Raw genomic sequence first — 12,008 nt, 5'->3', positions numbered from 1 at the left:
TGCGGGTGCGGGAGTCGGGGCGAGGGGCTCGGTGCCGATGAGGCTCAGAGGTGGGCGTACACGTCGTCCAGGGAGATGCCGCGGGCGACCATCATCACCTGGACGTGGTAGAGCAGTTGCGAGATCTCCTCGGCGGCTGCTTCCTTGCCCTCGTACTCTGCGGCCATCCAGACCTCGGCGGCCTCTTCGACGACCTTCTTGCCGATGGCATGGACCCCCTTGCCGACCAGCTCCGCGGTGCGGGAGGTGGCGGGGTCGCCGTTGGCTGCCTTGTGCTGGAGCTCGGTGAAGAGCTCCTCGAAAGTCTTCTTGGACATGGTGGTCCTCACCCTACGCGCTCGGCGGCCCGCGTCAGCGCCAGGGTTCGGATACTGAGCGGAGGGTGGCCGCGGTCGCCACGGCCGCCGTCACCGCCTCGTGCCCCTTGTCCTCGTTCGAGCCCTCGATGCCCGCGCGGTCCAGGGCCTGTTCCTCGGTGTCACAGGTCAGCACGCCGAAGCCGATGGGGACCCCGGTGTCGATGGAGACCTGGGTGAGGCCCTGGGTGACGCCCTGGCACACGTACTCGAAGTGGGGTGTGCCGCCGCGGATGACGACGCCGAGCGCGACGATCGCGTCGTAGCCGCGGCCCGCGAGGACCTTCGCGACGACCGGCAGTTCGAAGCTGCCGGGGACCCGCAGGAGGGTCGGCTCGTCGATTCCCAGCTCGTGCAGGGCGCGCAGGGCGCCGTCGACGAGTCCGTCCATCACCTTCGTGTGCCACTGTGCCGCGATGACGGCGACCCGCAGGTCACCGCAGTTGCGTACGGACAGTTCGGGTGCGCCCTTGCCGCTCACGTGTCTCCTCGTGCTCTGAGTTACTGGTTGCCGCAGGCGGACACGGTGGTCGTGTCCAGCCAGGGCAGGTCGTGCCCCATCCGGTCCCGCTTGGTGCGCAGGTAGTGGAGGTTGTGCTCGCCCGCCTGTACGGGCATCGGCTCGCGGTCGGTGACCTTGAGGCCGTGGCGGACGAGCGCGTCGGTCTTGTCGGGGTTGTTGGTCATCAGCCGCAGGCTGCGGACGCCGAGGTCCTCCAGGATCTGCGCGCCGGCAGCGTAGTCGCGGGCGTCGGCGGGCAGGCCGAGTTCGAGGTTGGCGTCGAGGGTGTCGCGGCCGCGCTCCTGGAGCTCGTACGCGCGCAGCTTGGACAGGAGCCCGATGCCGCGTCCCTCGTGACCGCGGAGGTAGACGACGACGCCGCGTCCCTCCGCCTGGATGCGCTGCAGGGAGGCTTCGAGCTGGGGGCCGCAGTCGCAGCGCAGCGAGTGGAAGACGTCGCCGGTGAGGCATTCGGAGTGGACGCGCACGAGGACGTCGTCGCCGTCGCCGATCTCGCCGTGGACGAGTGCGACGTGCTCGACACCGTCGACGGTGGAGCGGTAGCCGTAGGCCGTGAACTCGCCGAAGGCGGTGGGCAGATGGGTTTTGGCCTCGCGCCGGACCGTGGGCTCGGCGGTGCGGCGGTAGGCGATCAGGTCCTCGATGGAGATGATCGTCAGCCCGTGCTTGCGGGCGAACGGGATCAGCTCGGGCAGGCGCAGCATCCGCCCGTCCTCGCCGGCGATCTCCACGATGGCGCCGGCCGGCCGCAGGCCCGCGAGCCGGGCGAGGTCGACGGCGGCCTCGGTGTGGCCGTTGCGGACGAGCACGCCGCCGGGCTTGGCGCGCAGCGGGAAGATGTGGCCGGGGCGGACGAAGTCGGTCGCCGCGGCCTGTCCGCCGGCGAGGAGCTGGAGCGTGGTGGCGCGGTCGGCGGCGGAGATGCCGGTGGTCACGCCGTGGGCGGGGCCCGCGTCGACGGAGACCGTGAAGGCGGTACGCATCGACTCGGTGTTGTTCTCGACCATCTGCGGGAGCTGGAGGCGGTCGAGTTCGTCGCCTTCCATGGGCGCGCAGATCAGACCGCGGCACTCGCTCATCATGAAGGCGATGATCTCGGGGGTCGCCTTCTCGGCGGCGATGACGAGGTCGCCCTCGTTCTCCCGGTCCTCGTCGTCGACGACCACGACCGGGCGGCCCGCGGCGATGTCCGCGACGGCCTTCTCGACCGGGTCGAGAGCGAAGTCCGAGGTGTCCTGATCATGCCCGGTGCTGTACCAGACAGGTGCGCTTGTCATGCCGGGACTCCTTCCAGGGAGGGCTGCCCGGCCTTGCGGGAGCGCAGCCACCAGTCGCGCATGCCCCACAGGACGAGCGCGCCGTAGATGATGTAGACGAAGCCGGAGAAGGCGAAGCCGTTGGCGAAGTTGAGCGGCACGCCCACGAGGTCGACGAGCAGCCAGGCGAACCAGAACTCGACCATGCCGCGCGCCTGGGCGTACATCGCGACGATCGTGCCGACGAAGATGTACGCGTCGGGCCAGGGGTCCCAGGAGAGCGACGGGTACGCCGTGAAGAGGCTCCCGACCGCGAGGGTGCCGACGGCGGCGCCTCCGAGCAGGTATCCGCGCTCGCGCCAGGTGGCGAACCGGACGGCGATGGAGCCGTCCTGGGCGGTGCCCCGGCCGCGGTTCCACTGCCAGTAGCCCCACACCGCGACGGCCATGACGACCAGCTGCTTGCCCGCGCTGCCCGAGAGGTGTGCGGTGGCGAAGGCCGCGAGGAGGATGGCGCCGGACAGGAACTGGACGGGCCAGGTCCAGATGGAGCGGCGCCAGCCGAGGGCGAGGCCGAGCAGCCCGATCACGTTGCCGATCATGTCGGCCCACTTGATGTGCTGGCCGAAGAGCGTGAACGCCTCTGAGTTCAGCCAGTTCACGAGGTCGCTCCCTGAATGCCGGGCAGGCCGGCCGGCTGCTGTCCCCGCGGGCCGAGCAGGCGCTCGACGTACTTGGCGATCACGTCGACCTCGAGGTTGACCGGGTCGCCGGGCTGCTTGCGGCCCAGCGTGGTGAGGTCGAGGGTGGTCGGGATGAGGCTGACGGTGAAGAAGTCGGGCCCGGCGTCGACGACGGTCAGGCTGATGCCGTCGACGGTGATGGAGCCCTTCTCGACGACGTAGCGCGAGAGGTCCGCGGGCAGCGAGATCTTCACGATCTCCCAGTGCTCGGACGGCTTGCGCTCGACGACCTCGCCCGTGCCGTCCACATGGCCCTGCACGATGTGCCCGCCGAGGCGCTCACCCACGGCCATGGGCCGTTCGAGGTTGACGCGGGAGCCGACGGTGAGGACGCCGAGACTGGAGCGGTTCAGGGTCTCCGCCATCACGTCGGCGGTGAACTCGCCGTCCTCGTGGTCGACGACCGTCAGACAGACGCCGTTGACGGCGATGGAGTCCCCGTGACGTGCACCTTCGGTGACCACGGGGCCACGGAGCCGGAAACGGGAGGCGTCGCCGAGGTTCTCGACGGCGGTGACTTCACCCAGCTCTTCGACGATTCCGGTGAACACTTCCCGGGTCCTCCTGCCTCATAGGGCACGGACTCCGGGGCCTGTCGATGACGACAGCTGTGAGCGGACGAGGACACCGGGGGCGACGCCGCGTAGGACGTGCCCGTGGGACACGTCGAAACAGACGGCGGCGCGCACGAATGCCCGCCCGCCGCGCACTGCCTCCCATCCGGACTTTAACCGTCGGTCCAGGAATTTCACCTGGTCAACCGGCCGCTGGAAGCGACCGGGTCGCGGACTGTAACCGCCGGTTCGGACTTTCACCGACCCCGGAGTGCGCTGCTTCTGGTACAGACTCAGTGTGCCACGCCTGATCGACGCCCATGCGGGTGAATGCTGTGGGGTGGCTCACAAGGTGTACCGATGGACTTCACGGGACACTCGTGACGCGTCAAGTTCCCCGCGAACGAGGCGTCTTGGTACTGGTCCATACCTATTGACGGAGTGGTCTAGTCCTCTCTAGGGTCTGCGTTCACCGACGCCTCTTCGGGTCCGCGTTCGCCGGCCCGCCCCAGATCGACCCGGCGGCGGTGACGGAGGCCCTTGCCCCGCCGCCGGGTCTCCGTTCCGGAAACGGGCGCGGGCAGGTCCCGCCCAGGTCACCTCTCCGGAGGCGCGAACAGCTCGTCCTGGGCCCCGTCACGCGCCATCAGCAGCGCCCCGCGCAGGACGGCGCCGCCGCCCAGGGCGCCGGCCCGCACCTCCGTGGGCAGCGGCGACATCCGGCCGAGCCGGTCCCGCACCCGGGCGGCGAGCACCTCGCCGCCGGCCCGCCCGATCTCCCCCGCGAGGACCACGCATCCGGGATCCAGCACGGCGATCACCGACGCGGCGCCGAGGGTGACGCGGTCGGCGAGCACGTCGAGGAATCCCGAGGCGGCGTCGGACAACGGTCCGGCGACCGGGCCGGGGGCCCGCGACACCGCCTCCCGCACCAGTGACGCCGCATGCGGTTCATGGGACGCGACGGCCGCCACGACGCCGTACCGGCGCGCCAGTTCGGCGATCGCGGCGGCGCCCGCCAGGGAGTGGAAGCCGCCGTCGCAGCCCGTCGCGGACGGCAGGCCGTCCGTACCCGGCACCGGCAGGAAGCCGATCTCGCCGGTGCCGCCCGAGGCGCCCCGGCGCAGCACACCGTCGAGGACCACGGCGGCACCGATGCCGTGGCCGAGCCAGAGCAGCACGAAGGTGTCGCGGTCACGGGCGGCCCCGTCGCGCTGCTCGGCCAGGGCCGCCAGGTTGGTCTCGTTCTCGACGAGGACGCGGGCCGAAAGCCGCTCCTGGAGGACGGCGGCGAGCCGCCGGTGCCATTCGGGCAGTCCGGAGGAGTCGCGGAGTTCACCCGTGGCGGGGTCGATCAGGCCGGGGGCACCGATGCCGATGGTGTGCAGCCGCTCGACGCCGGCCTCCTTGGCCGTGCGTTCGACCAGCGCGACCGCCTGCTCGACGGCGGGCCCGGTGTCCGTCTCGTACGCGATCGGCACCGACGCCTCGGCCAGCACCGAGCCCAGCAGATCCGCGACGACCACGGCCACGCCCTCGGTGCGGACGTCGAGGGCCGCCAGGTGCGCCCGGTCGGCGACGATGCCGTACAGCCGGGCGTTCGGGCCGCGCCGCTGCTCGCCCGACTCCCCCACCACGCCGACCAGGCCGGCGGCGGCGAGCCGTTCCACGAGGTCGGCGACCGAGGGCCGGGACAGGCCGGTGAGCTGCTTCAACTGGCCTGCCGTCAAAGGGCCTTCCTGCTGGAGAAGACGCAGGGCGAGCCGGTCGTTGATGGCCCGGGCGGTGCTCGGAGATGCGGGCATGCCGGGATCCTTCCAGATCAGGGGCGCCCGGGCGGCGGGGCCCAATGTCGTCTATCTATCAGGCAGGCTGCCTGATAGTTTACGGCGGAGAGGGAAAGAGGGCAGGGAGGGGCCAGAAGCATGAGCGCAGTGGTCTACGAGGAGCGCGACGTGAAGCGCTCCCGGTACGCCGTCTCGGCGGTGTTCGCCGTGCACGGGGCCGTCGCCGGTTCGTTCGCGACGCGCGTTCCGTGGATCCAGGACCACGCGTCGGTGAGCGCGGGTCAGCTCGGCCTCGCGCTCGCCTTCCCCGCGATCGGCGCGTCCGTGGCGATGCCGCTCGCGGGCAGCGTCAGCCACCGCTTCGGCGCCCGCACCGCCCTGCGCGGGCTCATGGCGCTGTGGACACTCGCGCTCGTACTGCCGTCACTCGCGCCGAACCTGCTCACCCTGTGTCTGGCCCTGTTCGTCTACGGCGCGACGGCGGGCATGGCGGACGTGGCGATGAACGCCCTGGGTGTCGAGGTGGAGAACCGGCTGGACAAGTCGATCATGTCCGGGCTGCACGGCATGTGGAGCGCGGGCGCCCTGATCGGCTCAGCCGCCGGCACGCTCGCCGCGCACCTGGGCTCGGACGCCCGGCTGCACCACGCGCTCGCGGCGGTGACACTCACCCTCGTCGGCCTGGCCGCCTGCCAGGGCGTACTGGACCTGCGCGCCACCGAGGACGAGGAACCGCCCCCGCGCTTCGCGCTGCCTCCGAGGTCGGCCCTGCTCATCGGCGCGATCGGCTTCTGCGCGGTGTTCGCGGAGGGCGCGAGCCTGGACTGGTCGGCCGTCTATCTGCGGGACGTCCTCGGCAGTTCCGCGGGACTCGCCGCCGCGTCCACGACCGGATTCACGCTCACCATGGCCCTCGCGCGGTTCGCCGGTGACGCGGTGGTGGACAGGTTCGGCCCGGTCCGCACCGTCCGGGTCAGCGGCGTGCTCGCCACCCTCGGCGGCGTGCTCGTCGTCGCGGCGGACAACGCCGCCGTGGCCATGACCGGCTTCGCGCTGCTGGGCCTCGGTATCGCCGTGGTCGTGCCGCTCTGCTTCGCCGCGGCCGGTCGCAGCGGCCCCAACCCGGCCCAGGCCATCGCGGGCGTCGCCACCATCACGTACACCTCGGGCCTGATCGCGCCCTCCGCGATCGGTACCGTCGCCGACGCGACGAGCCTGGTGACGTCGTTCGTCCTGGTGACCGTCCTGGCCTTCGGGCTCGCCGCGTTCGCGGGCGTCCTGCGTGCCAGCGGCCGCCGGACGGGCGAAGCGGTCACCGCCGCTGACGCGAAGGTCCCCGGTCCCAGGACCTGAACCGTCCCCCGCTCCCGTTCCGGCTCCGGCTCCCGTTCCGGCTCCGGCTCCGGCTCCGGCCTAGCATGGCGCTGATCTTCACATACGGAATCACCGGTACAGAGAAAGCGAAGACCCACCATGGACCTCGGCGTGCGCTGGAAGCTGCACGGTGACGGGCGAACGCCCGCTCCTGGGGCGGTCGTCCGCCCCGACGAACGGCTCTCGTGGCCCCGTACCGCCGGCCTCGGCGCCCAGCATGTGGTGGCCATGTTCGGGGCGTCCTTCGTCGCGCCGGTCCTGATGGGCCTGGACCCGAACCTCGCGATCATGATGTCGGGTGTCGCGACGGTGATCTTCCTGCTCGCGACCCGCGGCCGGGTGCCCAGCTATCTGGGCTGTTCGCTCTCCTTCGTGGGCGTCGCCGCGGTGATCCGCGCGCAGGGCGGCACCAGCGCGACCGTGACCGGTGCCGTGTTCGTCGTGGGCGTCGCCCTGTTCCTGGTCGGCCTCGCGGTGCAGCGCTTCGGGGCGCGGATCATCCACGCCGCGATGCCGCCCATCGTGACGGGCGCCGTCGTCATGCTGATCGGCTTCAACCTGGCGCCGGTCACCGCCGCCACCTACTGGCCGCAGGACCAGTGGACGGCTCTCCTGGTGATGCTGTTCACCGGGCTGGCCGTGGTGTGCCTGCGCGGATTCTGGTCACGGATCGCGATCTTCCTCGGGCTGGTCTTCGGGTACGGGATCTCGTGGGTCTTCGACCGCGTCTTCGGGCGGATCCACTCGCTCGACGCGAGCGGCAGGCTCGTCGACCACTGGCGGCTCGACCTCTCCGGTGTGGGGAAAGCCGACTGGATCGGGCTGCCCGCCTTCCACGGCCCGTCGTTCGAGTGGTCGGCGATCCTCGTCGCGCTGCCCGTCGTCATCGCGCTGGTCGCCGAGAACGCGGGCCATGTGAAGGCCGTCGGCGAGATGACCGGTGACTCGCTGGACGACAGGCTGGGCACCGCGATCTCCGCGGACGGTGTCGGCTCGATGCTCTCCACGGCCGTGGGCGGCCCGCCCAACACGACGTACTCCGAGAACATCGGCGTCATGGCCGCGACCCGCGTCTACTCGACGGCCGCCTACTGGGCCGCCGCCGGCTTCGCCCTGCTCTTCGGCCTCTGCCCGAAGTTCGGCGCGGTCGTGGCCGCCGTTCCGGGCGGCGTGCTCGGCGGGATCACCGTCATCCTGTACGGCATGATCGGCCTGCTGGGCGCGCAGATCTGGCTCAACGCCGGGGTGGACCTGCGCAATCCGCTGAATCTGGTGCCGGCCGCGGCGGGCATCATCATCGGCGTCGGCAACGTCACGATGGAGTTCACCGACACCTTCTCGCTGAGTGGCATCGCACTCGGCACCGTGGTGGTCATCACCGGCTACCACGCGCTGCGGGCGATGGCCCCCGCGCACCTCACGTCGCAGGAACCGCTGCTCGACGAGGGCACGTCCTCGTACAGCTCCGAGGCCGGGACGGAGAGCGGGTCGGAGAGCGGGTCGGAGAGCGGGCCAGGCTCCGGTTCCGGTCCGGCGGGTGGTCAGCGCGCCAAGTCATAGGCGTAGCCGGGCGTGAACGTCCCCGGCGCGCCCTTGCAGCCGTCGGACTCGCCCGGCAGCTTCACCCACAGGTAGGCGTCGATCCGTGCCTCTCCGGTCTTCAGGGTCGGCGCCTGGCCGAGCTTGCGGCCCGAGGGGTCGCACCACTCGCCGTCGGCCGGGGCGCCGTTGCCGTTGCGGCTGGTGTCGATGACGGCGCCCAGGCCCGCGGGACCGCCGAGCGCGTCGAGGGTCCGGCGGACGTACGCGACCTCGTCGCCCGTGCGGTTGAAGTTGGAGACGTTGCTGAAGATCCCGTCCGAGGAGGCGGCCGACGCGGCGCCCGCCCTGCGCAGCAGCCCGGCCTGCTTCTCCGGCGAGTTCCAGTCGGAGTGCCCGGCGTCGTAGTAGACGCGCGCCTTCGGGTTCGCCGCCTTGAGGACGCGGCCCGCGCGGGCCAGCGAGGCGAAGCGGGCGGACCGTTCGCCTTCGGAGAGGCAGTCGGACTGGGCGATCGCGTCTGGCTCCAGGATCACGACGACCTCATCGGAGCCGAGGCCCGCCGCGAACTTCTGGATCCATCCGTCGTACGCGCCGAGGTCGGGCGCCCCGCCCTGGGAGGCCCCGCCGCAGTCGCGGTTCGATATCGCGTACGGGACGACGACGGGGACGCTGCCCTTCGCCGAGCCGGCCGAGGTGACCGCCCTGACGCGGGAGGTGATGTTCGACGGCGTGTAGTCCGCGAACCAGACCGCGGCGGGACGGTCGGCGATCCGGGACTCGATGACCGGGCGGCGCGGATCGTCGCGGTTGGCCCGGACCCAGTCCAGGACCTGGGAATCGGGATGGCTGTACAGCTGCACCGACACGGGCTCGGTCCTCGGTTTCGTCGACGCGGACCTGGAGGGCTTCGGACTCGGCCGCGCCTTGGACCGCGAGGGCGACGGCGACGGGGAGGCGGACGTCTTCGAGGGTGAGGGCGTCGGCACGGCGGGCAGCGGCTGCAGCAGCGGCGAACTGGTCACGTCGGGGCGTGCCTCGTCGGACCCGCGGCCGTCGTCCAGCGCGGACATCATCCCCGTCACGGTGCCCACCGCGACGACGACGGAGGCCACCGCCACCATGGCGCCGCGCCGGGCGGCACGACCGCGCTCCGCTCTCCGTGCGGCCAGGCGCTCGGCACGTCGGCCTGACACGTGGTGCTCCCCCCTCCGCCGGGTCCCGCGTGTTCCCCCGTTCTGGGGAAGCGCTCGGCCCGGCGGCCCTGGGCACAGCCTAGGCCTGGCACCCTGCCCCCATGGTGCGGTTGGAACGCTTCGGGCAGGACACGGCGCGCGTGCACGGCGTCGACGCGGTCGTGCACCGGATGCGCGCACTCGGTGCGGGCTGGCCGGAGCGGGACGGCGTCGCGGTCTTCAACCGTGTGTACCTCGCCGTCACCGAGGAGGTCGACAGGCGCCTGGAATCGGGGCACTTCACCGACGTGGAAGCCGCGATCACCCTGGACGTACGCTTCGCCGAGCGTTATCTGAGGGCCGTCGAGGCGGTCGCGGACGAGCGCCGGCCACCCGCCTGCTGGCGGCCGTTGTTCCAGCTGAGGGGCCACCCCGGAGTACGTCCGCTGCAGTTCGCCCTCGCGGGCATCAATGCGCACATCGGGCACGACCTGGCGCTCGCGGTGGTGGACACCTGTCGTACGCTCGGCTGCGAACCGGACGAGCTGGAGGACGACTTCGACCGCGTGGGCGACGTCCTCGTCTCGCTGGAGGAGCGCATCCGCGAGGATCTGATGCCGGGCCCCGACCTCCTCCAGATCGCCGACCCGCTGACCCATCTGCTGGGCGCCTGGAGCCTGGAGCGGGCCCGGGACGCGGCCTGGTCGGCCGCCCGCGCCGTCTGGGCGCTGCGCGAACTCCCCGACCTGTCCGAGGAGTTCGTCGAGCGCCTCGACACGGGGGTGGGGCTGGTCGGTCGCTGTCTTCTCACCCCGCTGAGCGCTCCACCGTCGGCCTGGTGATCAGCCCGCCGGCCGGCCGGGGCCGGTCGTGCCCACCGGCCGGGCCGCGAGGTGCCACAGCCCCGCGCCTTCGCGCAGGCGCGGGCCCGTCGTCCTGGCTCAGTCCTCCGGCAGTTCCACCGGGGCGATCTCGTCGTAGACGTCGCCGGGCCCGGGGTTGGCCGGGTCGGTCCCGCCGCCGAAGTGGTGCATGACGCCCCACACGGCGTTGAGCGCGGTCTGTACGGCACCCTCCGCCCAGCCGGCCGTCCAGGAGATGTCGTCGCCCGCGAGGAAGATGCCCCGCTTGTCCTCGGGCAGCCGGTCCTGCATGAAGTGCGTGAACAGGCGCCGCTGGTAGCGGTAGTGGCCGGGGAGGTTGGCCTTGAACGCGCCCATGAAGTACGGCTCGTTCTCCCAGGAGACGGTCACCGGGTTGCCGATGATGTGCTTCCTGATGTCGACCTTCGGGTAGATCTCGCCGAGCGACTTCAGCATGACCTCCATCCGCTCGTTCGCGGACAGCGGCAGCCACTTCAGGCTGTCGTCGCACCACGTGTAGGAGAGGCAGATCACGGCGGGCTTGTCCGGCCCGTCGTCGAGGAGGTACGTGCCGCGCGTCATGCGGTCGGTGAGCGTCATCGACATGACGTCCCGGCCGGTCGGGTTTCCCTTGTCGTCGACGGCCTTGTCCAGCCAGAACGGCCGGTCGACGGGCACGAACAGCTTCGAGCTCTCCATGTAGTGGGTCCGCTCGATGGCGGTCCAGTGGTCGATCGGGAACAGCGCGTCGTCGCAGGCGACCTTGGAGAGCAGCATCCAGGACTGGGCGGTGAAGATCGCCGCCCGATACGTACGGATGTCGCCGGAGGCGTCGGTGACGGTGATCCGGTTGCCCGCGGTGCGGTGGAGGCGGGTCACGGCGGGCCGGGGCTCCCCGTCGTGGAGCGTGGCCAGCGACGTCCCGTACGCCCAGTGCACGATCTTCTGCGGCTCGCGCTCCCACAGGCGCAGCGGGAGCTGCTGGCTGCCGCCGACGATGCCCCGGTGGTGGTCGTCGGCCTCGGTGTAGACGACGCGCAGGATCTCCAGGATGGAGTTCGGGAAGTCGGTGTCCCAGCCGCCCGTGCCGAAGCCGACCTGGCCGAAGATCTCGCGGTGCCGGAAGGACTTGAAGGACTCGGAGTCGCAGAGGAAGCCGTAGAAGGTCTGGTTGTCGAGCTTCTCGACGAGCTTCGCCCAGATCTCACGGATGCGGGGCACGTCGCGCTCGCGCATCGCCTGGTTCATGTCGGAGAAGTCGGCGCCCTCCTCCAGGCAGGCGTTCCAGGCCTTCGCCACGTCCCGGTAGACCTGCGGCAGGTCGTCGGCCGTCTCGGCGTAGTGCGACTCGCCCTTGAGATCCACGACGGTCGAGGGCGTGGCCTCGGAGAGGGGGTTGGGGAACGGCTCGGTCCGCAGGCCCACCAGGTCGATGTAGTGCTGGAGCGCCGTGGAGGACGGCGGGAAGCGCATCGCGCCCATCTCGGCGGTGAGGGAGGGGTCGCATCCGTCGAAGCCCACGGTCCGCAGCCGTCCGCCGATCTTGTCGGCCTCGTACACGACGGGCTTGAGGCCCATCTTCATCAGCTCGTACGCGGCCACGATGCCGGAGAGGCCGCCGCCGATGACGGCCACCTCGGTGCCGAGCTCGGTCGCCGGTATCTGGCCGAGGCCCGCGGGGTGCGCGAGGAAGTCGTCGTACGCGTACGGGAAGTCCGGGCCGAACATGGTGATCGGCGGCTGCGCGTCGGTGTGCGGGACGGCGGGGGGCACCGTGGACGTCATGGGGTACGGACTCCTTGCGGGGAAAGCTGTGGCGAGGCTGGTGGTCTGGGGGG

General features: G+C 71.4%; 11 protein-coding genes and 1 riboswitch. Of the genes, 3 read left to right on the top strand and 8 right to left on the bottom strand.

Annotation, left to right across the window (positions count from 1 at the left end):
- Positions 1 to 44: 44 nt before the first annotated feature.
- From O1Q96_RS14765 to O1Q96_RS14740, 6 genes are all read right to left on the bottom strand, one after another.
- Complete coding sequence (locus tag O1Q96_RS14765; protein WP_031486114.1) at positions 45 to 317, bottom strand: phosphoribosyl-ATP diphosphatase; 273 nt, start codon at positions 315 to 317, stop codon at positions 45 to 47.
- Between the two features lie 34 nt (positions 318 to 351).
- Positions 352 to 837 carry a 6,7-dimethyl-8-ribityllumazine synthase gene (gene ribH, locus O1Q96_RS14760; protein ID WP_217457009.1) on the bottom strand — a complete coding sequence of 162 codons (486 nt, stop codon included), beginning with the start codon at positions 835 to 837 and terminating at the stop codon, positions 352 to 354.
- A 20-nt stretch (positions 838 to 857) separates the two neighbouring features.
- Positions 858 to 2,156: a bifunctional 3,4-dihydroxy-2-butanone-4-phosphate synthase/GTP cyclohydrolase II gene (locus O1Q96_RS14755; protein WP_269248595.1), complete on the bottom strand. Its 1,299-nt coding sequence runs from the start codon at positions 2,154 to 2,156 to the stop codon at positions 858 to 860.
- Entirely contained in the window at positions 2,153 to 2,797 is a 645-nt protein-coding gene (locus O1Q96_RS14750) for a nicotinamide mononucleotide transporter family protein (RefSeq protein WP_269248594.1), read from the bottom strand. Before O1Q96_RS14750 ends, O1Q96_RS14755 begins: the two co-directional genes overlap by 4 nt.
- Positions 2,794 to 3,429 (bottom strand): riboflavin synthase, encoded by a 636-nt coding sequence (locus tag O1Q96_RS14745; protein WP_269248593.1) that lies wholly within the window; start codon positions 3,427 to 3,429, stop codon positions 2,794 to 2,796. Before O1Q96_RS14745 ends, O1Q96_RS14750 begins: the two co-directional genes overlap by 4 nt.
- Before the next feature lie 151 nt (positions 3,430 to 3,580).
- Positions 3,581 to 3,711: riboswitch (FMN riboswitch) on the bottom strand.
- 317 nt (positions 3,712 to 4,028) lie between these two features.
- Positions 4,029 to 5,237, bottom strand: coding sequence for an ROK family transcriptional regulator (locus O1Q96_RS14740; protein WP_269248592.1), 1,209 nt, complete (start codon positions 5,235 to 5,237; stop codon positions 4,029 to 4,031).
- A gap of 120 nt (positions 5,238 to 5,357) precedes the next feature.
- Between O1Q96_RS14740 and O1Q96_RS14735 the strand changes: the two genes are divergently transcribed.
- A complete protein-coding gene (locus O1Q96_RS14735; RefSeq protein WP_269248591.1) occupies positions 5,358 to 6,572 on the top strand; it encodes an MFS transporter in 1,215 nt (404 codons plus the stop codon).
- 120 nt (positions 6,573 to 6,692) lie between these two features.
- Positions 6,693 to 8,153, top strand: a complete 1,461-nt coding sequence (locus O1Q96_RS14730; protein ID WP_269248590.1) for a uracil-xanthine permease family protein — start codon at positions 6,693 to 6,695, stop codon at positions 8,151 to 8,153.
- Here O1Q96_RS14730 and O1Q96_RS14725 read toward each other — a convergent pair.
- On the bottom strand, positions 8,135 to 9,256 hold the full coding sequence (locus O1Q96_RS14725) for a glycoside hydrolase family 6 protein (protein ID WP_269253602.1): 1,122 nt from the start codon (positions 9,254 to 9,256) through the stop codon (positions 8,135 to 8,137). The genes O1Q96_RS14730 and O1Q96_RS14725 overlap by 19 nt on opposite strands.
- A 173-nt stretch (positions 9,257 to 9,429) precedes the next feature.
- Between O1Q96_RS14725 and O1Q96_RS14720 the strand changes: the two genes are divergently transcribed.
- The gene (locus tag O1Q96_RS14720; protein WP_269248589.1) at positions 9,430 to 10,149 is read left to right on the top strand and encodes a DUF5995 family protein; all 720 of its coding nucleotides are present in this window, start codon (positions 9,430 to 9,432) and stop codon (positions 10,147 to 10,149) included.
- Between the two features lie 99 nt (positions 10,150 to 10,248).
- Here O1Q96_RS14720 and O1Q96_RS14715 read toward each other — a convergent pair whose 3' ends face one another.
- Entirely contained in the window at positions 10,249 to 11,955 is a 1,707-nt protein-coding gene (locus O1Q96_RS14715) for a flavin monoamine oxidase family protein (protein ID WP_269248588.1), read from the bottom strand.
- Positions 11,956 to 12,008 lie beyond the last annotated feature (53 nt).

The sequence above is a fragment of the Streptomyces aurantiacus genome, from assembly GCF_027107535.1.
In the GTDB taxonomy this organism is placed as follows: Bacteria; Actinomycetota; Actinomycetes; order Streptomycetales; family Streptomycetaceae; genus Streptomyces.
This window is presented reverse-complemented; position numbering and strand designations above follow the sequence as displayed.

Bases quoted from the DNA above. Each gene is read 5' to 3' on its own strand.
- O1Q96_RS14765 (WP_031486114.1), bottom strand. From the start codon at position 317: ATGTCCAAGAAGACTTTCGAGGAGCTCTTCACCGAGCTCCAGCACAAG.
- O1Q96_RS14755 (WP_269248595.1), bottom strand. From the start codon at position 2,156: ATGACAAGCGCACCTGTCTGGTACAGCACCGGGCATGATCAGGACACC.
- O1Q96_RS14730 (WP_269248590.1), top strand. From the start codon at position 6,693: ATGGACCTCGGCGTGCGCTGGAAGCTGCACGGTGACGGGCGAACGCCC.
- O1Q96_RS14720 (WP_269248589.1), top strand. From the start codon at position 9,430: ATGGTGCGGTTGGAACGCTTCGGGCAGGACACGGCGCGCGTGCACGGC.
- O1Q96_RS14725 (WP_269253602.1), bottom strand. From the start codon at position 9,256: ATGGTGGCGGTGGCCTCCGTCGTCGTCGCGGTGGGCACCGTGACGGGG.
- O1Q96_RS14740 (WP_269248592.1), bottom strand. From the start codon at position 5,237: ATGCCCGCATCTCCGAGCACCGCCCGGGCCATCAACGACCGGCTCGCC.
- O1Q96_RS14715 (WP_269248588.1), bottom strand. From the start codon at position 11,955: ATGACGTCCACGGTGCCCCCCGCCGTCCCGCACACCGACGCGCAGCCG.
- O1Q96_RS14735 (WP_269248591.1), top strand. From the start codon at position 5,358: ATGAGCGCAGTGGTCTACGAGGAGCGCGACGTGAAGCGCTCCCGGTAC.